26 protein-coding genes are annotated in these 24821 nt (G+C 63.8%); 6 read left to right on the top strand and 20 right to left on the bottom strand.

Going from position 1 to position 24821, the window contains the following annotated elements; translation table 11 throughout:
- Positions 1–37 precede the first annotated feature (37 nt).
- Together IAE40_RS16120 and IAE40_RS16115 are read left to right on the top strand one after the other, a co-directional pair.
- Entirely contained in the window at positions 38–1009 is a 972-nt protein-coding gene (locus IAE40_RS16120) for a flagellar protein MotY (protein ID WP_153774006.1), read from the top strand.
- Between the two features lie 128 nt (positions 1010–1137).
- The gene (locus IAE40_RS16115; protein WP_054891789.1) at positions 1138–2355 is read left to right on the top strand and encodes an argininosuccinate synthase; all 1218 of its coding nucleotides are present in this window, start codon (positions 1138–1140) and stop codon (positions 2353–2355) included.
- A 60-nt stretch (positions 2356–2415) separates the two neighbouring features.
- Here IAE40_RS16115 and IAE40_RS16110 read toward each other — a convergent pair whose 3' ends face one another.
- Positions 2416–2841 (bottom strand): hypothetical protein, encoded by a 426-nt coding sequence (locus IAE40_RS16110; RefSeq protein WP_153774007.1) that lies wholly within the window; start codon positions 2839–2841, stop codon positions 2416–2418.
- Between the two features lie 375 nt (positions 2842–3216).
- Here IAE40_RS16110 and IAE40_RS16105 point away from each other — a divergent pair, with 375 nt between their 5' ends.
- A complete protein-coding gene (locus IAE40_RS16105) occupies positions 3217–3843 on the top strand; it encodes a response regulator transcription factor (RefSeq protein ID WP_054925636.1) in 627 nt (208 codons plus the stop codon).
- A gap of 39 nt (positions 3844–3882) precedes the next feature.
- On the opposite strand, the gene IAE40_RS16100 is transcribed toward IAE40_RS16105, so the two are convergent.
- The 8 genes from IAE40_RS16100 to metG form a co-directional block, all read right to left on the bottom strand.
- Complete coding sequence (locus IAE40_RS16100) at positions 3883–4053, bottom strand: PA3496 family putative envelope integrity protein (protein WP_054891786.1); 171 nt, start codon at positions 4051–4053, stop codon at positions 3883–3885.
- Between the two features lie 104 nt (positions 4054–4157).
- The gene (nth, locus tag IAE40_RS16095; protein ID WP_197892692.1) at positions 4158–4796 is read right to left on the bottom strand and encodes an endonuclease III; all 639 of its coding nucleotides are present in this window, start codon (positions 4794–4796) and stop codon (positions 4158–4160) included.
- Between the two features lie 4 nt (positions 4797–4800).
- Complete coding sequence (locus IAE40_RS16090) at positions 4801–5322, bottom strand: Rnf-Nqr domain containing protein (RefSeq protein ID WP_200603530.1); 522 nt, start codon at positions 5320–5322, stop codon at positions 4801–4803.
- Positions 5315–5917, bottom strand: coding sequence for an RnfABCDGE type electron transport complex subunit G (locus tag IAE40_RS16085; RefSeq protein WP_153774010.1), 603 nt, complete (start codon positions 5915–5917; stop codon positions 5315–5317). The genes IAE40_RS16090 and IAE40_RS16085 overlap by 8 nt, the downstream gene beginning before the upstream one ends.
- Positions 5914–6885, bottom strand: a complete 972-nt coding sequence (locus tag IAE40_RS16080; RefSeq protein WP_200603537.1) for an RnfABCDGE type electron transport complex subunit D — start codon at positions 6883–6885, stop codon at positions 5914–5916. Before IAE40_RS16080 ends, IAE40_RS16085 begins: the two co-directional genes overlap by 4 nt.
- Positions 6872–7651 (bottom strand): RnfABCDGE type electron transport complex subunit B, encoded by a 780-nt coding sequence (locus IAE40_RS16075; protein WP_200603529.1) that lies wholly within the window; start codon positions 7649–7651, stop codon positions 6872–6874. Before IAE40_RS16075 ends, IAE40_RS16080 begins: the two co-directional genes overlap by 14 nt.
- The gene (locus IAE40_RS16070; RefSeq protein ID WP_197892703.1) at positions 7648–8181 is read right to left on the bottom strand and encodes an Rnf-Nqr domain containing protein; all 534 of its coding nucleotides are present in this window, start codon (positions 8179–8181) and stop codon (positions 7648–7650) included. The genes IAE40_RS16075 and IAE40_RS16070 overlap by 4 nt, the downstream gene beginning before the upstream one ends.
- A 114-nt stretch (positions 8182–8295) precedes the next feature.
- On the bottom strand, positions 8296–10335 hold the full coding sequence (gene metG, locus IAE40_RS16065) for a methionine--tRNA ligase (protein ID WP_054891780.1): 2040 nt from the start codon (positions 10333–10335) through the stop codon (positions 8296–8298).
- Between the two features lie 160 nt (positions 10336–10495).
- Here metG and apbC point away from each other — a divergent pair, with 160 nt between their 5' ends.
- Complete coding sequence (apbC, locus tag IAE40_RS16060; RefSeq protein ID WP_063543456.1) at positions 10496–11590, top strand: iron-sulfur cluster carrier protein ApbC; 1095 nt, start codon at positions 10496–10498, stop codon at positions 11588–11590.
- A 246-nt stretch (positions 11591–11836) separates the two neighbouring features.
- Here the strand turns inward: apbC and IAE40_RS16055 are convergent, their stop codons facing one another.
- Entirely contained in the window at positions 11837–12046 is a 210-nt protein-coding gene (locus IAE40_RS16055; RefSeq protein ID WP_003254922.1) for a cold-shock protein, read from the bottom strand.
- Positions 12047–12371: 325 nt separating this feature from the next.
- Between IAE40_RS16055 and dcd the strand changes: the two genes are divergently transcribed.
- Both dcd and IAE40_RS16045 read left to right on the top strand, forming a co-directional pair.
- A complete protein-coding gene (dcd, locus tag IAE40_RS16050) occupies positions 12372–12938 on the top strand; it encodes a dCTP deaminase (RefSeq protein ID WP_003258001.1) in 567 nt (188 codons plus the stop codon).
- 96 nt (positions 12939–13034) lie between these two features.
- The gene (locus IAE40_RS16045) at positions 13035–13271 is read left to right on the top strand and encodes a hypothetical protein (protein ID WP_054891778.1); all 237 of its coding nucleotides are present in this window, start codon (positions 13035–13037) and stop codon (positions 13269–13271) included.
- On the opposite strand, the gene pdeM is transcribed toward IAE40_RS16045, so the two are convergent.
- From pdeM to IAE40_RS15995, 10 genes are all read right to left on the bottom strand, one after another.
- The gene (gene pdeM, locus IAE40_RS16040; protein ID WP_197892707.1) at positions 13272–13928 is read right to left on the bottom strand and encodes a ligase-associated DNA damage response endonuclease PdeM; all 657 of its coding nucleotides are present in this window, start codon (positions 13926–13928) and stop codon (positions 13272–13274) included.
- 2 nt (positions 13929–13930) lie between these two features.
- The gene (locus IAE40_RS16035) at positions 13931–16417 is read right to left on the bottom strand and encodes a ligase-associated DNA damage response DEXH box helicase (RefSeq protein WP_200603528.1); all 2487 of its coding nucleotides are present in this window, start codon (positions 16415–16417) and stop codon (positions 13931–13933) included.
- A gap of 68 nt (positions 16418–16485) precedes the next feature.
- Positions 16486–17601, bottom strand: a complete 1116-nt coding sequence (locus tag IAE40_RS16030; RefSeq protein WP_197892711.1) for a succinylglutamate desuccinylase/aspartoacylase family protein — start codon at positions 17599–17601, stop codon at positions 16486–16488.
- A gap of 93 nt (positions 17602–17694) precedes the next feature.
- Complete coding sequence (locus tag IAE40_RS16025) at positions 17695–19359, bottom strand: ATP-dependent DNA ligase (RefSeq protein ID WP_153774019.1); 1665 nt, start codon at positions 19357–19359, stop codon at positions 17695–17697.
- The gene (locus tag IAE40_RS16020) at positions 19356–20372 is read right to left on the bottom strand and encodes a ligase-associated DNA damage response exonuclease (protein ID WP_153774020.1); all 1017 of its coding nucleotides are present in this window, start codon (positions 20370–20372) and stop codon (positions 19356–19358) included. The genes IAE40_RS16025 and IAE40_RS16020 overlap by 4 nt, the downstream gene beginning before the upstream one ends.
- Before the next feature lie 107 nt (positions 20373–20479).
- Positions 20480–22918, bottom strand: a complete 2439-nt coding sequence (locus tag IAE40_RS16015; protein ID WP_197892713.1) for a penicillin acylase family protein — start codon at positions 22916–22918, stop codon at positions 20480–20482.
- Positions 22919–23020: 102 nt separating this feature from the next.
- Positions 23021–23224: an SEC-C metal-binding domain-containing protein gene (locus IAE40_RS16010; protein WP_012313055.1), complete on the bottom strand. Its 204-nt coding sequence runs from the start codon at positions 23222–23224 to the stop codon at positions 23021–23023.
- 6 nt (positions 23225–23230) lie between these two features.
- Positions 23231–23707, bottom strand: coding sequence for an LEA type 2 family protein (locus tag IAE40_RS16005; RefSeq protein ID WP_153774046.1), 477 nt, complete (start codon positions 23705–23707; stop codon positions 23231–23233).
- The gene (locus IAE40_RS16000) at positions 23707–24186 is read right to left on the bottom strand and encodes a YchJ family protein (RefSeq protein WP_063543470.1); all 480 of its coding nucleotides are present in this window, start codon (positions 24184–24186) and stop codon (positions 23707–23709) included. Before IAE40_RS16000 ends, IAE40_RS16005 begins: the two co-directional genes overlap by 1 nt.
- Before the next feature lie 4 nt (positions 24187–24190).
- Complete coding sequence (locus tag IAE40_RS15995) at positions 24191–24685, bottom strand: DUF6231 family protein (protein ID WP_200603527.1); 495 nt, start codon at positions 24683–24685, stop codon at positions 24191–24193.
- Positions 24686–24821 lie beyond the last annotated feature (136 nt).

The raw sequence follows: 24821 nt of genomic DNA, 5'->3' as shown, positions 1-24821 counted from the left end.
GCCTGCAGGTAAGCCGTCAGAATCTGTGGAGCCGCCCGTGCGCCAGCGTTACCTACTCCTGTTCAGCCTGTGTGCCAGCCTGCCGGCCGGAGCACTTACCTTCCAGACCCGCATGGAGAACATTGCCTGGAAGGTCGAGGGCGACCAGTTCGAGTGCCGGCTGATCCAGCCGATCGACGGTTTTGGCAGCGGTGAGTTCGTGCGTCGTGCAGGTGAGCAGCCGGTCTTCCAGCTGCGTTCGGACAGCAATGCACTGGGCGCAGGATCGGCAACGCTGCTGGCCGCCGCTGCCCCTTGGCAGCCCGGGCGTGGCGACATCAACTTGGGGGCGGTGCGCATGGGCCGCAATGGCGTGCTGTTCAGCACTTCGCAGGGCCAGGCCAGCCGCTTGATCAATGGTCTGCTGGACGGTCGCAGCACCGTGGTGCGCAACTACGCCGGCGAGGGCGGTCGGCCGATGGAGGTGCATGTGCTGCCGGTGAGTTTCGCCAAGGCCTATAGCGACTACCAATTGTGTGCCGCCAAACTCCTGCCGATGAACTATGACCAGATTCGCCAGACGCAGGTGCCGTTCCCCGGCACCGGCTTCGATCTGGACAGTGCGGCGCGCGCGCGCCTGGACGTGATACTCGATTATCTGAAGGCCGACCCATCGGTCAATCACATCGAGCTTGACGGGCACTCCGACAACAGCGGTAACCGCCTGACCAATCGCGACGCTTCGCGCCGTCGCGCGCTGGCGGTGGCTGAATACCTCAAGGCCCACGGTGTGCCGGAAGAGCAGATCACCGTACGTTTCCATGGCGAGCGCTACCCGCTGGCCAAAAACAATACAGCCGCCAACCGCGCCCGCAACCGCCGGGTCAACATCCAGCTCGACCGTGTAACGCCGATCGAGAAACCTACAGAAAAGCCTCGCGATGCAACACCTGCCGCACCGGCGCAGCCGGCGGCCGCTACGCCGGCCAGCGTGCCTGCGGCATTGCCGGCGGGTGCGAAGAAAGTCTGACTGCGACCACGGGTCGCGCTCACGACATTTCCTGTCGCTTTGTCATCACAAGCTGTCGCGCCACTGTAAATTCCCCCGCGAGATCGGTAGAATCGACGGCTTTCCGTACAACCCCGTGGAGTGATGGCATGGCGGACGTAAAAAAGGTCGTACTGGCGTATTCCGGCGGCCTTGATACTTCGGTGATTCTCAAGTGGCTGCAAGACACCTACAACTGTGAAGTGGTGACCTTCACCGCAGATCTTGGCCAGGGTGAAGAGGTCGAGCCGGCCCGTGCCAAGGCACAGGCAATGGGCGTCAAGGAAATCTACATCGACGACCTGCGCGAAGAGTTCGTGCGAGATTTCGTCTTCCCGATGTTCCGCGCCAACACCGTGTATGAAGGCGAGTACCTGCTGGGTACCTCCATCGCCCGTCCGCTGATCGCCAAGCGCCTGATCGAAATCGCCAACGAAACCGGCGCTGACGCCATTTCCCACGGCGCCACCGGCAAGGGTAACGACCAAGTGCGTTTCGAGCTGGGTGCCTACGCGCTCAAGCCAGGTGTCAAGGTCATCGCACCATGGCGTGAGTGGGACCTGCTGTCCCGCGAAAAACTCATGGACTACGCCGAGAAGCACGGCATCCCGATCGAGCGTCACGGCAAGAAGAAGTCGCCGTACTCGATGGACGCCAACCTGCTGCACATCTCCTACGAAGGCGGTGTCCTGGAAGATACCTGGACCGAGCACGAGGAAGACATGTGGCGTTGGAGCGTCTCTCCGGAGAACGCCCCTGACCAGGCCACCTACATCGAGCTGACCTACCGCAATGGTGACATCGTCGCCATCGACGGCGTCGAGAAGACCCCGGCCACCGTGCTCGCAGACCTCAACCGCATCGGCGGCGCCAACGGCATCGGTCGCCTGGACATCGTCGAGAACCGCTACGTCGGCATGAAGTCGCGCGGCTGCTACGAGACGCCTGGTGGCACCATCATGCTGCGTGCTCACCGCGCCATCGAGTCGATCACCCTGGACCGCGAAGTCGCTCACCTCAAAGATGAGCTGATGCCCAAGTACGCCAGCCTGATCTACACCGGCTACTGGTGGAGCCCCGAGCGTCTGATGCTGCAGCAGATGATCGACGCTTCGCAGACCAATGTGAACGGTGTCGTGCGCCTGAAGCTGTACAAGGGCAATGTCACCGTGGTGGGTCGCAAGTCGGATGACTCGCTGTTCGACGCCAACATCGCGACCTTCGAGGAAGACGGCGGCGCCTACAACCAGGCCGATGCTGCCGGCTTCATCAAGCTCAACGCACTGCGCATGCGCATTGCCGCCAACAAGGGCCGTTCGTTGCTCTGAGTTTTGGCAGGTTGTAAAAACCCGGCCCTTGTTGGCCGGGTTTTTTTTGCCCTTCTGTATCTACAGCGCAATCTTTTCTCCTTTCTTGATGGCACGCACCGACAGTTGGATGCAGGAGTGGGCGCTCAGGTTATAGAGCGTCCAGCGCCGTTCGTGCTGTGGGGGTTTAATCAGCTCGGGCAGGATCTCGGTTTCGATGGTCTGGCGCACATCCGACCCGAACAGCGTGGCTGCTTCACCCTCGCCATGATCGTCGGCTGACCGGTGTACGGCTCTGTGTTCCGGCGTGTAGAGCGATTCGTAGTTGAAGTTGAGGGTCAGGAAGAACAGTACTGTCAGAAAGAACGGAAACCCTATTAGAAACCAGGTGTACATCATCTGGCTCTCTGGGTTCAGAAACGGTAGCGAGGCGATCGCCGATGCTTCGATGACGCTGGCGAAGATGGCGATAATTCCCAAGGGGGTGATCTTTGCGGGATTATTCATGGCATTCGATCTCCTGGTGTCAGCGCATCTGTATCGCTTCTGGCTCCCTGTGAAAACGTCTGCTCTTTCCTCATCAGGAAAGAACACCGGTTTGCTGGCAGGGCAATAAATGTTTCTTTATCAGAAGATCGAAATGTCCCACCGCTTTGAGGCGTTATCCCCACCTGTCGCTTTTCCTGTTCATGCTAGTTTTCACGAGCATGTTGCCGAATGGATAGACATCGATTCGTGCTGCGCAATGGGTGTAGGAAGTTTCTATTAACGATGTAAGTTTCATCTTTGAGTGCTCTCTATCAGGGAATGGCTGCGCCATTACGCTATTGGCTCGGTTATCTTGGCGTGTCAAAACTAGAATAATGGATCAATGGATATCCCATGAATAAAGTACTTATCGTGGATGATCATCCGGTCATTCGCTTGGCCGTACGTATGTTGATGGAGCGGCATGGATATGAAGTGGTGGCGGAAACGGACAATGGGGTGGATGCGCTGCAACTGACCCGAGAGTGTCTGCCGGATATCGTCGTGCTCGATATCGGTATACCCAAACTCGACGGCCTCGAAGTGATCGCGCGGATGACCGCTGCAAGTCCGGGCAGCAAGGTATTGGTACTGACATCGCAGGCACCGGGGCATTTCTCCATGCGTTGCATGCAGGCCGGGGCTGCAGGTTATGTGTGCAAACAGCAGGAATTGACCGAGCTGCTCAGTGCAATCAAGGCCGTGCTGTCGGGTTACAGCTACTTCCCCAACCAGGCGTTGCACAAGACCCGCAGCGGTGTCACTGGCGGCAGTGAGACGGAGATGGTCGAACGCCTCTCGGGGCGTGAAATGATGGTATTGCAACAGTTGGCAAGGGGGCGCACGAACAAGGAAATCGCTGACAGCATGTTTCTCAGCAACAAAACTGTCAGCACCTACAAGACCCGACTGCTACTCAAGCTCAATGCCCGGTCATTGGTCGATCTGATCGAGCTGGCCCAGCGTCATGGCTTGGCCTGAAACAGAAAAGCCTCCTTTGCGGGAGGCTTTTTCGCGGCGCTACAGATCGTAATCGAAATCAGCCAGCTGCCTTTGCAGGCGCCGTTCTTCCAACAGATTGTCGATGGTGCGGCGTTTGCTGAGGTTGGTCTTCGCGGTTTCTACCTGGGGTTCGTCTTCGTCCTGCGCAGGGAAATCATCTTCGATCAGCTCGTCTTTATCGGTGCTCATGTGTCACTCCAAGCCAAAGGGCCATTGGCCGTCCTTATAGCGAGAATCACGGAGTCGGTAAAAAAGATTTTTTCAATCGAATTGGTTGGTTTTTCGCTATTGCCTCAATCGTCAGAGGTCTTGTCCCTGTACTCGCACAAGTCTTCGATCCTGCAGCTGCCGCAGCGTGGCTTGCGTGCCTGGCAGACGTAGCGCCCGTGGAGAATGAGCCAGTGGTGAGCGTCGAGCAGGTAATCCTTTGGTACGAATTTCATCAGCTTCTTCTCGACGTCCAGTACCGTCTTGCCCGGCGCGATGCCGGTGCGATTGCTGACGCGGAAGATGTGCGTATCGACCGCCATGGCCAGTTGGCCAAAGGCGGTATTGAGCACCACGTTCGCAGTCTTGCGACCGACGCCGGGCAATGCCTCTAGTGCTTCGCGCGTTTGCGGGACTTCGCTGCCGTGTTGCTCTATCAGCAAGCGGCAGGTCTCGATGACGTTCTTCGCCTTGCTGTTGTAAAGGCCGATGGTCTTGATGTATTCGCTCAAACCCTCGACCCCCAGGGTATAAATAGCCTCGGGCGTATTGGCGATAGGGAAGAGCCGCGCGGTCGCCTTGTTGACGCCGACATCCGTCGCCTGCGCGGAAAGGATGACGGCAATCAGCAGTTCGAAGGGCGTGGTATAGGCCAATTCGGTTTTTGGTTCAGGATTGTCTTCGTGCAGCCTGCGGAAGATCTCCAGGCGTTTGGCGGCATTCATGGGGTCAAAGCGTTCCTTGACGGCTTGAGGTGGCAGGGGCCGGACGCAGGCGATTGTACAAGGCCAGGAGCAGGCCGAGCAGTATCAATGCGCCGGGTGTCAGTACCGCCAGGTGGATGCCGGCACTCTGTCCCAGCCATTGGCGGCAGGCACCCAATATCAGGTACAGGCCCATCAGGCCCAGCAGATACCGGATGAGTGCCGGCCACCGCCCAGTGTGCGGTGCCAGGACATCCACAGCGACGCAGTGCAGGCTCAGCAGGGCAGGGTAATGGCCCAGGCTCAGCGCCAGCGGGAGCGCCCAGGCGTTCAGGCCCAATTGCAGGCAGCTCGCCAGGGCGGCGGCGAGTATCAGGCTCGCGATAATCCGCGGGGCACCGATCATGCGGCGCAGAGGTCGCATCAGCGCTTGGTGGCCGAGTACCAGCAACAGGGTCGACAATCCGATTGCCAGCGCGTTCGCCAGCGTCTGGGTGGCGCCGAGCAAAGGGGCCAGGGCACTGCCCAGCAGCCAGAACCTATTCATCGGTGGTGTGCTCCAACAGACTGCTGCGATGTGCATCGAAGTAGCGCAGGGCATCCTGCAAGGCCGCCATCACTGCGCGTGAGGTGACGGTGGCGCCGGCCAACTGGTCGAAGTCGCCTTGATCGCGTTTCACCGCCCAGTTGGCCTCTGCGCCTTGCCGGTCGAATTGCTCAATCCAGTGGCTCGCAGGGTCGCCTAGTTGCCCGCCGAGCCCCGGGCTTTCTTCCTGTGTCAGCACCCGTGTCGCGATCAGGCGGCCATTGGGATCGATGGCGATCGACAGCATGATGGGGCCAGCATATCCCTGGGTCTGGCTGCGTAGCACGATGGCACTGGTAGTGCCGACCAGGGTTGCGCGGTAGCCGCCCAGTAGCCGGCTGTGCTGCAGTTCAGTGTTGGTAATAGGTAGAGGCGCTTGCAGTGGATCGTTGTCGTACCGCTGTGGGGGCAGCACCGCCAGCCATTGTTGTTCTTGCAGCTCTCGTGCGGCATCGGCAATGGGCGCAGATGTCCACTGCCGCCAGACCAGGGTGGCGGCGACGGCCAGGACGGCGACCAAGGCAAGGTAGAGCAGGTCGCGCAGCCTCGCGTTCATGATGTGAGGGCCTGGCGCCGGGCTGCAAGGCGATCGAGCGCCGGCGCTGCCAGGTTCATCAGCAGTACCGCGAAGGCCGTGCCGTCGGGGTAGCTGCCCCAGGTGCGTATCAAGTAGATCAGCAGCCCGCAGCCGATGCCGAACAACAGGCGGGCTAGCGGCAGGCGAGGGCCGGACACCGGTTCGGTGGCGATGAAGAAGGCCGCCAGCATGGTCGATCCGCTGAACAGGTGCAGCAACGGTGAGCCGTGAGAGTCCGACCCCGAGCCGTTCCAGAACAGCAGGCTGACGACCAGCAGCGCACCCAGTAGCCCCGCTGGGGCATGCCAGCTGAACACGCGGCGCTGCAGGAGAAAGATGCCGCCCAGCAAGAATGCCAGGTTCAGCCATTCGCTGGTGCGCCCACCGAGGTTACCGAAGCCGGGGTTGCTGGCGAACAGCTCGTCGACGGTCAGGCTGCGGTTGTGGCGCAGCACGTCGAGTACCGTGGGGCCGGCCCAGGCATCGATCTGCGTGCCGTCGCCGAATACCAGGCTCAGGCTGTCTGTCAGTTGGAGGTTGCCCGTCGGCCAGTGGGTCATTTGCAGCGGGAAGCTCAGCAGCACGAAGGCGTATCCCAGCATGGCCGGGTTGAAGGGGTTGCGGCCGACGCCGCCAAATGCGTGCTTGCCCAGGGTGATTGCCACCAGCACCGCGGTCATTGGCAGCCACCAGGGAGCCAGGGTGGGCAGGGCGATCGCCAGCAGCACGGCGCTGACCAGAGCGCTGCCGTCGCTGAGGAAAGGACGTATTGGCTGGCCACGCAGATACAGCGATACCGCCTCGCAGGTCAGTGCCGTTGCGCTGCACAACAGCAGGTTGAACAGCACGCCCCAACCCTGCAACCAGAGCAGGAATAGCAGGCCAGGGACACAGGCCAGCAGCACCTGGCCCATGGCATTGCACTGGCGGCTGTCAGGCGTCTGCATGGCCCGGTCCGACCAGTAGCGCATCGAGCTGTTGCTGCGCCTTCTGCGCTGCCGCCTCCAGTCGCTGGACCTGCGCATGCTGTGCCTGGTCCACTGTCGCGCCCAGGGCGCCACGCGCGGCGTTCAGCTGAGCACGGCTCATGGCCGCAGCGATCTTGGCCCGTTTCAGCGCGCTCTCCTGATCAGCCCCTTGCGTGCCGGTGATGCGCTGAACTCGGGCTTGGCGCTCGGCCTGGCGGCGCGTTTCTTCGCGCTGTAGACGTACGGTTCGTTGTTCGTGGCGCAGTCGCGCCTGATTGCGACGATGGCTGCGAGCGACCAGATGCTCGGCGGTCTGCGCCAGTCCACCGACGATCGGCACCAGGTTGTCCGGCAGTGGCTGCAGCTCGATGCAGTCGACCGGGCAGGGCGCCAGGCACAGGTCGCAGCCGGTGCATTCGCTGGCGATCACGGTATGCATCAGCTTGCTGGCACCAACGATGGCATCTACCGGGCAGACCTGGATGCACTTGGTGCAGCCGATGCACTCGGCTTCGCGGATGAAGGCGACCTGCGCTGGCGCCGCACGGCGCTCGGGGTCCGGGGCGATCACTGGCACCTGCAGCAGCTGGGCCAGGGCGGCGATGGTTTCGCTGCCGCCAGGCGGGCATTTGTTGATCGCTTCGCCCGCCGCCAGGCCTTCTGCGTAAGGTCGACAGCCTGCGTGATCGCATTTGCCACACTGGGTCTGCGGTAGCAGGGCGTCGATGCGGTGAATCAGGTTCATTGTGTGAACAGTCCGTTGAGGCCAGAAAAGGCCATGGCCATGACTCCAGCACTGATCAGCTCGATCGGCAGGCCGCGAAAAGCGCGGGGCATGTCAGGATGATCGAGACGTTGGCGCAGGTCGTCGAACAATGCCAGTGCCAGCCAGAACCCCATTCCCAGGGCCAGCGCCCAGGCGCCAGTAGCGGCTGGGCTGGATTGCGATGTGGCCAAGTGCAACAGCAAGCCTAGCACCGCGACATTGCCCAGCAGCAGCGGCGCCAGGTTCTGTACCGGCCAATGAGGGCGCAGGCGCGCCAGTGCCGTCGGGATGCCCCACGCCAGCAGCGCCAGCAATGGCAACGCCAGCAACATTTGCAGCCCTGCCAGCTGCGGCTGGCGCAGCAACAGGGCTGCGGGCACCATCAACAGCATCGACAGTGCGCTGCACAGGCCGAGCAGGTGCAGGCGTGCACGGTCGGGCGTGCCGCTGTGCAGGATCAGGTGATTGACCAGCGCGGCGCTGACCAGAACCAGGACGAAATCGCTCATGGAGGTGCCGAGGGCCGGGGATGGAACGATTATCCGGCAGGGAGCAGGCATTGGAAATGCCCAAAGAGGAGGCAAGCCAGGGGATCGCAGGACGACCCCCTGGGCAAGAGGGTCTTACTTGATACGCTGACCTGGCTTGGCGCCGCTGTCCGGGCTCAGCAGGTAGATCTCTTCACCGCCAGGGCCGGCGGCCATGACCATGCCTTCGGAAACACCAAAGCGCATTTTCCGAGGTTTGAGGTTGGCTACCATCATGGTCAGTCGGCCTTCGAGCTTCGATGGGTCCGGGTAGGCCGACTTGATGCCGGAGAACACGTTGCGACGCTCGTCGCCGATGTCGAGTGTAAGTTGCAGCAGCTTGTCGGCACCGGCCACGGCCTCGGCCTTGACGATCAGCGCCACGCGCAGGTCGACGGCGGCGAAGGTGTCGAACTCGATCTCGGCCGACAGCGGGTCCTTGTCCAGCTCGCCGTTGCCGGCAGGCGCCTTGCCTTCGGCGGCCAGCAGGTCTTCCTTGCTGGCGGCGACCATGGCTTCGACTTTGGCCGGCTCGATGCGGCTCATCAGGGCCTTGAACGGGTTCAGCTTGTGGTTTTCCAGGCGCGACTGCAGGTCGTTCCACTCAAGCGGTGCGACGTTGAGGAAGGCCTCGGCGTCGGCGGCCAGCACTGGAAGCACCGGCTTGAGGAAGATCACCAGTTGGCGGAACAGGTTGATGCCCTGGGCGCAGATGGCCTGGACTTCATCCTGCTTGCCTTCCTGCTTGGCCAGCGACCACGGTGCCTTGTCGGCGATCCAGGCGTTGGCGCGGTCGGCCAGGGCCATGATTTCGCGCATGGCACGGCCAAAGTCACGGGCCTCGTAGGCTTCGGCGATCGAGGGTGCGGCGGCCAGGAAGGCTTCGGTCAGCTCCGGTGCGGCGTCGCCAGCAACCATTACGCCTTCATTGCCCTTGTGGATGAAGCCTGCGCAGCGGCTGGCAATGTTGACTACCTTGCCGACCAGGTCGGAGTTGACCTTCTGCACGAAGTCCTCGAGGTTCAAGTCGAGATCGTCGACCCCACGGCCCAGCTTGGCTGCGTAGTAGTAACGCAGGTACTCGGGCTGCAGGTGGTCGAGGTAGGTGCGCGCCTTGATAAAGGTGCCGCGAGACTTGGACATCTTCGCGCCGTTGACGGTCAGGTAGCCGTGCACGTTGACGGCAGTCGGCTTGCGGAAACCTGCACCTTCGAGCATGGCGGGCCAGAAGAGAGCGTGGAAGTTGACGATGTCCTTGCCGATGAAGTGATACAGCTCGGCTTTGGAGTCTGCGTTCCAGAACGCGTCGAAGTCCAGCTCCGGGCGGCGATCACAGAGGTTCTTGAAGCTCGCCATGTAGCCGATCGGCGCATCCAGCCAGACATAGAAGTACTTGCCCGGCTCGCCCGGAATCTCGAAGCCGAAGTACGGCGCGTCACGGGAAATGTCCCACTCCTGCAGACCGGAATCCAGCCACTCGGCGAGTTTGTTGGCGACCGCGTCCTGCAAGGTGCCACTGCGTGTCCACTGCTGCAGCATGGCCTGGAAGTCGGGCAGCTTGAAGAAGAAGTGCTGGGAGTCGCGCAGTACTGGCGTGGCACCGGAAATCGCCGACTTGGGGTTCTTCAGCTCGGTGGGGGCGTAGGTGGCACCGCACTTCTCGCAGTTGTCGCCGTACTGGTCCTCGGTCCCGCACTTGGGGCAGGTGCCCTTGATGAAGCGGTCGGCCAGGAACATGCCCTTCTCGGGGTCGTAGTACTGGGTCACGGAGCGATTGGCGATGTGCCCGGCTTCACGCAGGCGCGTGTAGATCAGGCTCGACAGCTCGCGGTTCTCTTCGCTGTGGGTGGAGTGGAAGTTATCGAACTCGACCAGGAAGTCGGCGAAGTCACTGCTGTGCTCGGCCTGGACGTTGGCGATCAACTGCTCGGGCGTGATGCCTTCTTTCTCTGCGCGCAGCATGATCGCCGAACCGTGGGCGTCGTCGGCGCAGACATAGATGCACTGGTTGCCACGCAGTTTCTGGAAGCGTACCCACATGTCCGTCTGGATGTACTCAAGCATATGGCCAAGATGGATGGATCCATTGGCATAGGGCAGGGCGCTGGTGACGAGAATCTGGCGTGGCTCGGACATGGTGGCTCGGCTACTTATCTGGCGACGGGTAAAAATTGAGGATGATCGGCCACTATAAAGGGCTGGGAAATATATTTCACCCCGCACACGCATCTGCTGACGGTTGACGGGTTAGCATAGGCGCCTGATTCACTTTTTTCGGAATGCCAGGGGAGTCTCCATGAGTGCCGTCACACGTGCCGCCATTGAAGGCGTGCTTCGCCAGTACACCGACCCCTACCTGAACCAGGACCCGGTCAGCGCCGGTTGCGTGCGGGCGATCGACATTCAAGGTGGGCAGGTCAGTGTGCAGTTGCAGCTGGGCTATGCCGCTGCACTGTTTCGCAACGGCTGGGCTCAGGTATTGCAAACGGCGATCGAGAACCTCGAAGGCGTGACGTCGGCGCAGGTGAGCATCGATACGCTGATCGCCACACACAAGGCCCAGGCCCAGGTGCCTGCGCTGGCCAATGTGAAGAATGTCATTGCCGTGGCTTCGGGCAAGGGCGGCGTCGGCAAGTCGACCACAGCTGCCAACCTGGCCTTGGCCCTGGCTCGCGAGGGCGCGAGGGTCGGTATTCTCGATGCGGACATCTACGGCCCAAGCCAGGGTGTGATGTTCGGGATCCCCGAAGGTACCCGCCCGCAGATTCGCGAGCAGAAGTGGTTCGTGCCGATCAAGGCCCATGGCGTCGAGGTGATGTCGATGGCGTTCCTGACCGACGACAACACACCGATGGTCTGGCGTGGCCCGATGGTTTCCGGCGCCTTGCTGCAACTGGTGACCCAGACCGCCTGGGACGACCTGGACTACCTGGTGATCGACATGCCGCCGGGCACTGGCGACATTCAACTGACCCTGGCGCAGAAAGTGCCGGTAGCCGGTTCCGTGATCGTCACCACCCCGCAGGACCTGGCACTGCTGGATGCGAAGAAGGGTGTCGAGATGTTCCGCAAGGTCAACATCCCGGTCCTCGGTGTGGTGGAGAACATGGCGGTGCACATCTGCTCGAACTGCGGTCATGCCGAGCACCTGTTCGGTGAAGGTGGCGGTGAGAAGCTGGCGGCGCAGTATGGCGTCGAGTTGCTGGCGTCGTTGCCGCTGTCGATGCTGATTCGCGAGCAGGCAGACAGCGGCAAGCCGACAGCGATCGCCGAGCCGGAAAGCCAGATTGCCATGGTCTACCAGGAGCTGGCCCGTCAGGTGGGGGCTCGGATCGTGCTACAGGAAGCGGCGGCGCCGGCAATGCCGAGCATCACTATCAGCGAGGACTGATCCGCTGCTGGCCAACCCCGTGTAGCAGCAACTGTCTTGCTCAAAATCTAAAGACCAGCCCAAATCCCTGTGGGGGCGGCGGTTCGCCGCTGCGACTGGTCCCGCGAACACGGGCGTAGCCCGTGCCAGGCAACGCGGTGTCTTTTTCGCGGGCAAGCCCGCTCTTACAGGCACCGCTCCTACACTGGGGCACAAAAAAACCCGCCGGAAGGCGGGTTTTTTTGAAAGCGAGGAAGCTAAATCGACTTAGGCGATTTGAACTTCTTCAGCCTGCATGCCTTTCTGGCCGCGGGTAGCGACGAAAGTAACAGCCTGGCCTTCTTTCAGGGTTTTGAAGCCGTCAGCCTGGATGGCTTTGAAGTGTACGAACAGGTCGTCACCCGACTGAGGAGTGATGAAGCCGTAGCCCTTCTCATCGTTGAACCACTTAACAACACCGGATTGGCGATTGGACATGTGTCTGTCTCCTTGGACAAAGTAGATTTCGGCTCAGGAATTGCCCTGGCCGGGACTGAGTGCAAAGAGAGCGGAAAATTCAGCGATGGGCCGATCAGGATCGTGCATCAAACAGATTCTCGGTGTCACGTGCAGCACAGTGGCGCCACCTTACCCCACTTTCCGCAAGCTGCCAATGGCCAACAGCGGCTTTGATGAAATTCGGATCGGCGGGTGGCCAGCCCCCGTCCGGCGCGGGATAAGGGCAGGGAACTTTAACGCGCGGGCCAGGACCGGTAAGATGCGCATCTCGTTTTTTCACCTCGTACTTTCAGGACATCCCGCCATGAGCATCAAATCGGACAAGTGGATTCGCCGCATGGCGCAGGAACACGGCATGATCGAGCCGTTCGTCGAGCGCCAGGTGCGTGGCGAACAGGACAGCCGGGTGATCTCCTTCGGTGTCTCCAGCTACGGCTACGACGTACGTTGCGCCGATGAATTCAAGGTGTTCACCAACATCAATTCGGCCACCGTCGATCCGAAGAACTTCGATGCCGGCAGCTTCGTCGACATCAAGAGCGACGTCTGCATCATCCCGCCGAACTCCTTCGCCCTGGCCCGTACTGTCGAGTACTTCCGCATTCCGCGCGATGTCCTGACCATCTGCCTGGGCAAGAGCACTTATGCCCGCTGCGGCATCATCGTCAACGTCACCCCCCTGGAGCCGGAGTGGGAGGGGCACGTCACCCTCGAGTTCTCCAACACCACCACTCTCCCGGCCAAGATCTACGCCAACGAAGGCGTGGCCCAGATGTTGTTCCTGCAATCCGATGAAGAGTGCGAGGTGTCGTACAAGGATCGCGGCGGCAAATACCAGGGCCAGCGCGGCGTCACGCTGCCACGTACCTGAGCCGACGAGCTGGGGGAATTAGTTCCCCTTTTGCCACTCCAACGAGGTAAGTCCCCGGCGTGCATGACGTACGCCGGCCCTCGTCAGGAGCAGCCCATGAAACTCGATCCTGCAATCAGCGCGAAGCTGGCCGTCCTGCAGCCGAACCAGATCGGCATGATGGCCTGGACTCTGCTCGCGCACCCGCATCCGCCGACGGATCTGCACGCCGGTGGCGTCCCGCACCAGCCTGATCCCGATACCCCGCAACCCCCCGAGCCTGGCGAGCACCCGCCGATGGAGCCGGGCGAGCCGACCTTGCCCGACGAGCCGCCTCCAGCGCCAGTCGCCTGATCAGGCCGGCACTGCCCAGACCCGTTGATCGCCCACGACGAACAGGCGGGCGCCGGGCTCTGGTTGTACCGTCCAACCGCCGGTGAATTCGCCGAACGCCGGCAGCAGGCTGACCTTTGCGTGGAACATGAAGCACGCCAGGCGCAGGCGTTGGCGGCCACGACCGCGCAGGACGCACGCCGGATGGACATGGCCTGCGATCACCGGATGCTCAGGGTGAGCGCCGGTCTCGTGCTGTAGCGCGAATGGCGGCAGTAGCAAAGGCTCGTCGACAACTTCAATGGCGAGCTCCTGCGGCGGATCGCCAGCATGACGGTCGTGATTGCCTCGCACCAGGACCACCCGTAACCCTGGGTGCCGTTCGCGCCATGCAGCTACACGGGCCAGGGTGGCAGGTGCTCGCGCAGTACGTGCGTGGAGAAAGTCGCCGAGCACGATCAACTGCTGGCAAGCGTAATGCTGCAAGAGCGTGTCCAGGCGATCCAGGGTCGCCTGGGTAGTGCCGCGTGGCACCGGTTGGTGCAGGGCGCGGTAGCTGGCGGCCTTGCCAATGTGCAGGTCGGCAACCAGAAGCGCGCGCCGGGCTGGCCAGTAGAGCGCTTTTTCAGGTAACAGCCACAGCGTTTCGCCGCAATGTTCGATCACCAGGTGGTGCACGTTCAGGATTTCCTCCGTTCAGTTCCCGCAAGGTCGCTCATGGTTCGGCTCGCCGCCTTTTCGAGATCCGCCACCATCCGGGCGATGCGGTCTGCCAGTTTTTCCGTGCTCAGGGTTTCGCGCATGCCCTCGACCAATAGGGCGAAGGCCAGCGGCCCGGGCCGGCGCAATGCGTGCAGATCGAGGCGCAATCCTGACATTTTCTGCAACTGCTGATGCAGGCGCTCGATCTCCAGCTCCTCACGCAGCACCTCGTCGCGCGCCTGGCCGAGCAGCAGATTGCCAGCGTCATGCTTGCGAAACACCTCGTAGAACAGACCACTGGAGGCCTGGAGCTGGCGAGTGCTTTTCTGCGCGGCGGGATAGCCGCCGAATACCAGCCCGGCGATCTGGGCAATTTCACGAAAGCGCCGCAGCGCCATCTCGCCAGCATTCAGGCTGGCCAGCACATCTTCCAGCAAATTGTCCGCAGCCAGTGCAGCGGGCAAGTGCGCGGCCCAGTCCACAGGGCTCGCTGCGAGCAGTTCGAAGCCGTAGTCATTGACCGCGATCGATACCGACAGCGGCTGCACGCGGCTGACCCGCCAGGCGATCAGGTTGGCAAGGCCCAGATTGGCCATGCGCCCGGCGAAGGGATAGAGAAACAGGTGCCAGCCCTGGCGCGAGTGCAGGGTTTCGGCCAGCAATGTGCGCTGTGTGGGCAGGGCCGACCAGCTCGCCTGGAGTGTCAGCAGAGGGCGAACGGCGTGCATTTCTGCGCCTTCGTAGCGGCCGTGGGCTGCTGCATCCAGACGCTCGACCAGCGCTTGCGCCAGCTCGCTCGACAGCGGCATGCGTCCGCCATTCCAGCGTGCTACCGCCGCCTTGCGCGCGGTGCTGCGGCGCACGTAGGCGGTCATGTTCTCGACCCTTACCAACTCCAGGATACGTCCGCCGAACAACAGCGCGTCACCGGGCTTGAGACGGGCAATGAAAGATTCCTCCACGCTGCCCAGCGACTTGCCACCGCCCCCTTTGCTCCAGTACTTCAACTGCAGGCTGGCGTCGCTGACGATGGTGCCGATACCCAGACGATGACGCCGGGCGAGGCGCTCGCTGGCCACGCGCCAGATGCCGTCGGGGTGCGCTGCGACGCGCTGGTAGTCCGGGTAGGCGGTGAGCGAGCTGCCGCCATTGCGCACAAATGACAATGCCCATTGCCACTGGCTCTCTTCGAGATCGCGAAAGGCCCAGGTGCTGCGAACCTCCTCGAACAGTTCGGCCGGTCGGAAACCACTGCCCAGCGCCATGCTGACCAGGTGCTGGACCAGCACGTCCATGCTCAGGCGCGGCGAATAGCGTGCCTCGATATGCCCGGAAGCCAGCGCCTGGCGTGCCGCCGCCGCTTCCACCAGTTCAAGGCTGTGGGTCGGTACCAGGGTCACCCGTGAGGTACGCCCAGGTGCGTGCCCAGAGCGGCCTGCACGTTGCAGCAAGCGGGCGATGCCTTTGGCCGAGCCGATCTGCAGGACGCGTTCGACGGGCAGGAAATCCACACCCAGGTCGAGGCTTGAGGTGCAGATCACTGCCTTCAGCGTGCCCTGCTTGAGGCTGCGCTCGACCCAGTCACGGGCGTGCCGGGCAAGCGAGGCATGGTGCAGAGCGATCAATCCCGCCCACTCGGGATGCGCCTCGAGCAGGGCCTGGTACCAGAGCTCGGCCTGGGCGCGGGTGTTGGTGAACACCAGGCTGCTGGCGCTGGCCTCGATCTCGGCGCTGACCTGAGGGAGCATCTTCAGCCCCATGTGCCCGGCCCAGGGGAAGCGTTCGATCGCGCTCGGCACCAGGGTGTCGACCAGGATGCGCTTGTCCTGACGGCCCTGAACCAGTCGCCCGCCGGCAGGCAGCAAGACTTCAAGGGCGTGCGGCAGGTTGCCCAGGGTGGCCGAAAGCCCCCACACCACCAGTTGCGGCTGCCAGCGCCGCAGCCGGGCCAGGGCCAGTTGCAACTGCACGCCGCGCTTGTTGCCGAGCAGTTCGTGCCATTCATCGACCACCACCAGGCGCAGGCTGGCGAAGTCGGCGGCAGCCTGTTCGCGGGTCAGCAGCAGGGTGAGGCTTTCGGGAGTGGTGACCAGCGTGCTGGGCAGGCGCCGGGCCTGGCGTGCACGTTCGGCACTGGTGGTGTCACCGCTGCGTACGCCGATGGTCCAGTTCAGCCCCAATTCATCCAGCGGTGCTTGCAGCGCGCGCGCGGTATCGCTGGCCAGGGCGCGCATCGGTGTGATCCACATCACCTGGAGTGGCGCCGGTCGGCGTGCGTCGTGCAACTGTGCGAAAGCGCGCAGGGCGCCGAGCCAGACGGCGTAGGTCTTGCCGCTGCCGGTGCTGGCGTGCAGCAGGCCCGACTCGCCGCGCTGGATCGCCGCCCAGACGCTGCGCTGGAAGGCGAACGGCTTCCAGTTGCGGGAGGCGAACCAGGTGCTGGCGAGGTCGGAAGGGGATGGCATCGGCGGCCGGTCTCGTCGAAGGCTGTGCTTCTACAGACCGGCCGCAAGGTGCTTTGGTTTGATCGGGATCAGTTGGCCAGCAGATAGCCGCTGCGGCAGACCTTTTCCCCTGCTACATGGGCGATCACCATACCGGTGGTGGCCATGCGCCGGACGCTGCGGGCGTAGAGCAGCCCGCCCTGGACGTTGCGGATCGGCGTCACCCGGTCGCTGAGCGGATCGATGACCTCGGCGATCAGTTGCCCAGGCTCCAGGTACTGCCCCGGTTTTGCGTGGAACACCAGCAGGCCACCCAGCGGTGCGATCAATGGCTCCACGGCAGCCAGCGGGGTGGCGGGGTGGCGCAGCGGCGGCAATGCTGCGGGCTGGCCTTCGATCACCCCGCAGTGGGTGAGGAAGTCGAGGATTGCCTGGCAGTCCTGGCTTGCCAGCTCGTGATTGACATCGGCCTGGCCACGCAGCTCGACGGTCACCGAGAAGCTGCCCATGGGGATCGGGAAACGCTTGGCAAAACGCTGCTGCAGTTGCCACCACACCAGGCTGAAGCACTCGTCGAACGACTGCCCGCCGGAGTCGGTGGCCAGCAGGCTGGCCTGGGCGCCGAGATAGCGCGCCAGCGGCTCGACTTGGGGCCAGGCTTCGGGCGTGGTGTAGAGGTGTTCGACGGCTTCGAAGTCGCAGTGCAGGTCCAGCACCATGTCGGCGTCGCAGGCCAGGCGCTGCAAAGCCAGGCGCTGGGATTGCAGGGGGGTGACGGCGGGGTGGCTGTCGAGCCCGCGGCGCAGGTATTCCCGGATCAGCGCGAGGTTGTGTGCCGGGTCTTGCGTGAGGTGGCTTTCGATCTGGTCGCCGATGCTGTCGGACAGGTCGACGAAGTTGCGATTGAAGTTTTCCCCGCTCTGCAGTTCGAAGCGCCCCAGCGGTGCGTCCAGCAGCACCTGTTCCAGACCCACCGGGTTGGCCACCGGCACCAGCACCACTTCGCGGCGCAGCAGACCTTGCTGGTGCAGTTCGTTCAGGCGCCGCTTGAGGTGCCAGGCCACCAGCATGCCGGGCAATTCGTCGGCGTGCAGCGAGGCCTGGATGTACACCTTGCCGCCACCGCGTGGGCCGAAGTGAAAGCTGTGCAACTGGCGGCAGATGCCGGGTACGGGGGACAGCAGTTCGTGGGTCGAGTGGTGCATGGGGGTCCTGGTCTGCGCTGGGCGTTGAACATGGGCGACTGGAAATAGAAGCACAAACCAGGGCTTTGTGCATGCTGGTGTGCGTAGATGCAGCTATACAGGGCCCAGCAAGCTCTGCAGGGTTGCCAGGTCGTCGGCCTCCTCGACCGGCTTGTCCAGCCTCCAGCGCAGCATGCGCGGGAAGCGTACGGCGATGCCGCTCTTGTGACGCTTGGACAGGGCGATGCCTTCGAAACCCAACTCGAAGACCAGCGTCGGGGTGACGCTGCGTACCGGGCCGAAGGTTTCCACAGTGGTCTTGCGGATGATCGCATCGACCTTGCGCATCTCTTCGTCGCTCAAGCCTGAATAGGCTTTGGCGAAGGGCACCAGGTTGCGTTGCGCTGTTCCTGGAGGCGCATCCCAGACGGCGAAGGTGTAGTCGCTATAGAGGCTGGCGCGTCGGCCATGGCCGCGCTGGGCGTAGATCAGCACGGCGTCGACGCTGAACGGGTCGACCTTCCATTTCCACCACAGGCCCAGGTCCTTGGTGCGGCCGACGCCGTACAGGGCATCGCGCCGCTTCAGCATGAGCCCTTCCACCCCCAGGTTGCGCGACTGCTCACGTTGCTCGGCCAGGGCTATCCAGTTCGGTGCCTGCACCAGGGGTGAAAGCAGCACGGGGGCCAAGGGGTACTCGACCAGCACGCGTTCCAGTTGCCCCCGGCGCTCGTGCTGTGGGCGGTTGCGCCAGTCCTCGCCGTGCCATTCCAGCAGATCGTAGGCTTGCAGCACCACCGGTGCATCGGCCAGCAGTTTGCGGCCCAGGGTCTTGCGGCCCAGCCGCTGCTGGAGCAGGGCAAAGGGCTGCACTGCCAGACTGTCGTCGCAGGCGCCGGGCTTCCATACCAGAATCTCGCCATCGAGCACGGTGCCATCAGGCAATGTCTCTGTCAGGCTGTGCAACTCGGGAAAACGCTCGGTGACCAGTTCCTCGCCCCGTGACCAGATCCACAGCTGGCCCTCGCGCTTGACCACCTGGGCGCGGATGCCATCCCACTTCCATTCTGCCTGCCAGTCATCGACCGGGCCGAGCAGTGTCTCGAACTGTTCCAGTGGCGCCTGCAGGGCGTGGGCGAGAAAGAACGGATAGGGCTGGCCGCCGCGCTGGGCGTGTTCGTCGTCGGACTCGGGGGCAATCAGCTTCAGGTAGCTTTCAGCAACGGGGCGATGAGCCAGGTCGGTGTAGCCGACCAGGCGCTGGGCCACACGCTTGGCATCCAGCCCCGACAACTGCGCCAACGCACGGGTGACCAGCAGCTTGGAGACGCCGACACGGAAGCTGCCGGTGATCAACTTCAGGCATAGCATCAGGCTGGGGCGGTCCAGCCTCTCCCAGAGTGTCGGCAAGCGCTGGCGCACCTCATCCGCCGGTTGCCCGCGCAAGGGCAGCAGGTGCTGCTCGACCCACACGGCCAGGCCCTCGTCGGTATCGTGTCGGTGCTGGGGCAACAGCAGGGAAATGGTCTCGGCCAGGTCGCCGACAGCCTGGTAGCTCTCTTCGAACAGCCAGTCGGGCAGGTCTGCCAACTGCGTGGCCAGCTCACGTAGCAGACGGGTCGGCACCAGTTGGCGCGGGCGGCCTCCGGCCAGGAAGTACACCGCCCAGGCCGCATCGGCGGCGGGAGCCTCGGCGAAATAGTCGCGCAGGGCCTGCAGCTTGGCGTTGCTCGAAGTGGTGGCGTCCAGGCGCAGGTAGAGTTCGGCGAAGGCCTTCATGTGGCGCTCTCCGGCGCGGGCGTGTCGTCTTCCTCGCCGTACTCGGTGGCGAAGGCTCGGGCGTCCAGGCCCTGTTCGCACAGGTAGCGCACCAGCACGTTGACCGAGCCATGGGTGACCATGACCCGTTCCGCACCGGTTTCGCCGATCGCCCACAGCAGCCCAGGCCAGTCGGCATGGTCGGAAAGTACGAAGCCGCGATCGACGCCACGCCGGCGCCGGGTGCCACGCAGCAGCATCCAGCCACTGGCGAAGGCATCGCTGTAGTCGCCGAAACGGCGCATCCAGCTACTGCCACCTGCAGAGGGTGGTGCCAGCACCAGGGCTTGGCGCAGGCGTGGATCGTTGCGTGGCAGATCTCCAGCGTACAGGGTCTCCGGCAGGGCGATCCCGGCTTCGCGATACACGCGGTTGAGCGGCTCGACCGCGCCGTGCACCACGATCGGCCCTATATCTGCGTCCAGCCCGTGGAGAATGCGCTGGGCTTTGCCGAAGGCGTAGCAGAACAGCACGCTGGCCTTGCCCAGGTCACGATTGGCACGCCACCAGGCATTGATGCCTTCGAACACCTCGGCCTGCGAGGGCCAGCGATAGATCGGCAGGCCGAAGGTGGATTCGGTGATGAAGGTGTGGCAGCGCACCGGCTCGAACGGCGCGCAGGTTCCGTCTGGCTCAACCTTGTAGTCGCCCGAGGCGACCCACACCTGGCCCTGGTGTTCAAGGCGCACCTGGGCCGAGCCGAGCACGTGGCCGGCAGGGTGGAAGCTCAAGGTGATGCCGTGATGCTGGAGGCGTTCTCCATAAGGGAGGGTTTGCAAGTCGATGTCCTGGCCAAGACGGCTGCGCAGGATACCGGCGCCGGGTTCGGCACACAGGTAGTGGCCGTTGCCGGTGCGCGCATGATCGCCGTGGCCATGGGTGATCACCGCACGGTCCACCGGGCGCCAGGGGTCGATGTAGAAGTCCCCGGGCGGGCAGTACAGCCCTTCGGGGCGGGCAATGACGAGGTCCATGGCGTTCGCGCTGGCTGAGGTTACAAGTTAGGAGCGCAGCGCTGGCCAGGAAGTTCGGATGACGTGGTGCTGACGAGCGGCCCGGACGAGCCGCTCGGGGTTGCCGCCTACTTGCCCGGCACCAGCGTCAGGCGCTGGCTGCCATAGGCGCGGGCAAAGTTCTGCGGTTGCACGGGCAGGCTCATGAAGCGCCCTTTGAACCAGGCGTCCAGGCCGTCACTGTAGTGAGGGCTGGCCGGGTTGCCGGACTGGCCGCTGCTGGTCAGGATCTGCAGCGGTTCGGCCTGGCCGAAGTCGACGACCATGCGTGCGGAGGCTGGCAGGCTGGTTTCGAAACCGTTGCCCCAGGCGTAAGGGGTCAGGACCAGGGTGCTGAAGTCACCGCCGGTGGCCATCGGCGCGCGGCTGACGGTATCGCCGAGCCCGTGGTAATTCGCTGCTGGCCAGCGGTACTGGTGCAGCTTGCCCCATTGCCAGGCACGCCGGTCGGCGCCCATCTGCGCGACACCGGCATCCACCGCGCCGGCCAGGCTGCGGGCGAGGATGGTCGGTTTGTCTTCTTTCTGCGGCGTGTTGCGGTCATCCCAGAACGGACTGTCTTCGCGACCAAGCAGGTGGTCGGCCTGGGCCGAGTACGACAGCCGGGCGTTGCTGACAAACGCTTGCCAGGCCGGGCTGGACTCGGGGCCAAGCTCGTCGAGGAAGGTCTGGCGGGTGACGGCCTGGAGGAACAGTTCGTACAGCGCCGCATCGGCCGAGACTGGGCTCAGGCGGCCATCGAAAGCCTTGAGCCGGGTCAGGGCTTCACGGGCCTTGTCGCGCTGCTCGGCGGGCAGGGCATCGATGGCCTGTTTGAGCGGCTGGGCCATGCCCGGGGCGTCGAACATGCGCTTGAGCTTGTCGGCCAGCAGGGTGACCTGGTCGTTCTGCAAGGCCATCAGGCTACGGCTGTCATGACGCCCGTTACCGGCCAACTGGCCCAGGCGCTCCGCGCGTTCGGGGTAGTACCAGGTGCTGGACAGCTGCATGCCGTAGCCCTTGGGCAGGCTGCGCTGGTTGGCATGGCCGATCCAGCCGCTGGGCGGGTCCTGGTCGTAGGGGTGGAGCATCGCATCGGCGAAACCATCCCAGTCGAAGCGTCCGTCCCAGCCCGGCGAAGGCAGCAGGCCCTGGCCTTCGCGGCGATTGGGGTAACGGCCACTGACCTGCCAGCCAATGTGCTCGGGCTCGGCGAAGACGAAGTTCAGCGCAGCGGCGCCGATTTCGCGGGTGCTGTCGAAGGCGCGTTCGAGGTTGCTGGCGCGGGTCAGGTCGAACAGCGCATCGAGGCTCTTGTCGTCCTTGAGCTGCGGCAGGTGCAGGGCCAGGCCATAGCCGTTGCCGGGCTGGCCGAGCAGGGTGCCATGGCGGGTGTCGTACAGCACTTCGCGCACCGGGCGCTGGCCGCGCACGAAGAAGGTTTCGTTACGCGCGCGGGCCGGCTGCCACTTGCCGTCGGCCAGGTAGGTGAGTTGACTGCCCTGGCGGCGCAGTTGCTCAAGGAACAGGTCCTGGTTGTCGGCCATCACGGCGCTGCTGCTCCAGGCCAGCTTGCCGTTGTAGCCGGCCAGCACGATCGGCAGGCCGGGTAGCGACAGGCCGGCGACCTGGTACTTGCCGGTGTGGATCTGTACCGGACTCAGCGCCCAGGCGGCGCGGCTGTCGCTGGCCAGCAGGCTCTTGCCGCTGCGGCTGCGCAGGGGGCCCAGGGCCAGGTTCGAGGAACCGGGGCTGCCCAGCAAGTCGAGGTCGGCGAGCTTCTGGCTGGCGGCGGCGACGTCGTTCAGGCCGGGGATCTGGCTGGCCAGGTTGATGCCCTTGAGCTTGTCGGTCTCGGCCTCGGCCAGAGGCTCGTCGGGTGCACCTGGCAGCAGCCAGGCGAGCTTGTCGCTGCCGACCTTCTGCGCCAGGGTCAGGGCCGAGAGTTCCTCCTGCAGGTTCACCGATTGGCTGAAGGCGTAGAGGCTGAAGATCAGCGCCGAGTCTTCGGGCTTCCAGTATTCGGGGCGATAGCCGCTGCGGGCGAGTTCGGCCGGCAGCTTGTCGCGGTAGCGGAACAGATAGGCGTTGACCCCGCGGGCATAGACCTCGAAGAAGCGCTTCAGGCGCGGCGAGGCGTCGGCGTACAGCTGGCCGGCGCTCTGCTTGAGGTTGGCGGCGCGCATCAGGCGGTCGATGTCCAGGGCTTCGGAGCCAGCGATCTCGGCCAGTCGCCCCTGGGCGAGCAGGCGCATGGCGACCATCTGTTCGATGCGGTCGCCAGCATGGACGTAGCCGAGGCTGAACAGCGCATCGTGGAAACTGCTGCTCTCGATCAACGGTGCGCCCATGGCGTTGCGTCGGACCGAGACGTTCTGCGCCAGGCCTTTGAGTGGCTGGACGCCGGTGGTCGGTGGCACGCTGTCCTGGTAGCCGCCCATCTGGCAGCCGGCGAGCCCGAGCATGCCGAGCAGCACTGCGCTGGTGCCGAACCGAGGGCGGAAGGGAGGAAACACGGGGGCGGCCATGACGAAGGCTCCTGGGGGGCGTGGCGGGGTCGGAAAGGCGCTAAAGGTAGGGCGGCGCGCGTCGGGCTGCAAGCGGCAAACGCAGCGCCACCCGGAGCCGTGTTACGCGCCGTGGCACTTCTTGAATTTCTTCTCGCTGCCGCACGGGCATGGATCGTTGCGTCCGACGTCCTTCAGGGCGTTGCGCACCGGTTCCTGGTGGCCGTGGTTGCAGTGGGGGCCGTGCACATGGCCGTGGTCATGATCATGGTGATGATCGTGACCGTGGTTGCAGTCGGGGCCATGGACATGGGGTTGCTGGGTCATTGCGGGTTACTCCGGTTGAAGATCGCCGGGGATTATCTCACCACTGCGCGACAAGTGCAGGTCCCGTCGACTGATCAGGCCGGTATTGAGTTCGCCTTGCAGGGTGTAGTGCAGCGGATTGCCGCTTTTCAGCAGTTTGGCGAGGGGCTTGAGGTGCTGCCACAGGTTGGTGCGCGCGGTGATCTTGAAGGTACGCCGGGCATGTCCGCCGACACTGCGCCAGACACTGGTCTCGTCCTGCACCAGCAGCAGGTCATTGAGCCGGATTGCGTACGACAGGCTGCGGATGAACAGGCGGCTGTCGTTGGGGTTGTCGATACGCAGGTGCAGGATGAACTCCTGCTGGTGCAGACGCGCCTTGACGGTTTCCACCCTGACCAGGTGCACCTCCGGCTCGCGCCAGTCGTGGCCGCCCCATCCCGCACAGCCCCCCAGCAGGGCCAGGGTGAGACCAAGCAGGAGCAGGCGGGCCAGGGCATTCATCATCGGTTACCGAGGTAGCTGGCGCAGCATTTCTTGAACTTCTGCCCGCTGGCGCAGGGGCAGGGGTCGTTGCGCCCCGCCTTGAGCTCGACGGTCGGGTCGATGAAGTACCAGCGCCCGGCGTTCTGCACGAAAGCCGAGCGCTCGCGGTGCTGGTGGTCACCCTGCTGGTCGTGCCAGCGTGCCGTGAAGGTGACGAACGCATGTTCCGGTTGCCCCCCCAGGACCTGCGCACTTTCCACCTCCAACCCCAACCAGGTGCTCTGTGCACTCCAGGCGGCAATGCCGGCGCGGTCCAGCCCGGCCTGCTGGGCGGGAAGCGTGGTGGCTACCAGGTAATCCACCAGCCCCAGCACATAGGCGCTGTAGCGCGAGCGCATCAGCGTCTGGGCATCCGGTGCCGGGGTGCCGGCATGGTAGTGCCCGCAGCATGCGTCGAGAAGATTGCCGCTGCCACAGGGGCAGACCGAGACACTCATGAAATCACCACCAGTACTTGCCAAAGTTTTGCGGATTCGCCCAGAACTTGGCATTGAGCCAGTCCGGGACCTGCTTGTAGTCATGTAGATCATAGGTGAACAGGCTCAGTACCTGCTCGTCGCGACGGAATTTCTCGCTGGCTGACAGCGCCAGGGCGAAGAAATCGGTGTCCTGCCAGCCACAGGCGGCCAGGTCGGCCAGCACCGCGACCTTGCTGGCATTCAGATTGCGAATGCCGCCGAGCAGTTCCAGCCCGCTGCGCTTGGGCAAGTGCTCGAGGCAATCGACCAGCACCGCGAGGTCGAAGCGTTGCGCCGCCAGGTCGGCAGGCAACGGACCGGGCGCCGCCACCGACAGTTGCACCGTCGGGTGAGCTGCGGCGAAGGCCTCCAGGGCCGGGAAACGTGTGCCGACCAACAGCAGGCGCGCGGGTGCGAAGCGCTCGAGAAGGGCCGCCAGGGCCTGTTGGGGGGTACGATGGGAAAAACCGTCGGTCATTGCCAATCCTCGTTCAGGTCGCTCAAGACTAGCGGTCCCAGCTCCGACGGCAAAGAGGCGCAGCATCGCGTCGTGGCTAATTGCTGGCAGAGAGGGAATAGGCGGTCTTTACTCCCAGAGCATCGGTTCTGCACCG

Source organism: Pseudomonas sp. S44 (assembly GCF_016624805.1).
In the GTDB taxonomy this organism is placed as follows: Bacteria; Pseudomonadota; Gammaproteobacteria; order Pseudomonadales; family Pseudomonadaceae; genus Aquipseudomonas; species Aquipseudomonas machongensis.
Note: the sequence above shows the minus strand (reverse complement) of the source record. Positions and strands in the feature narration are given on the sequence as shown.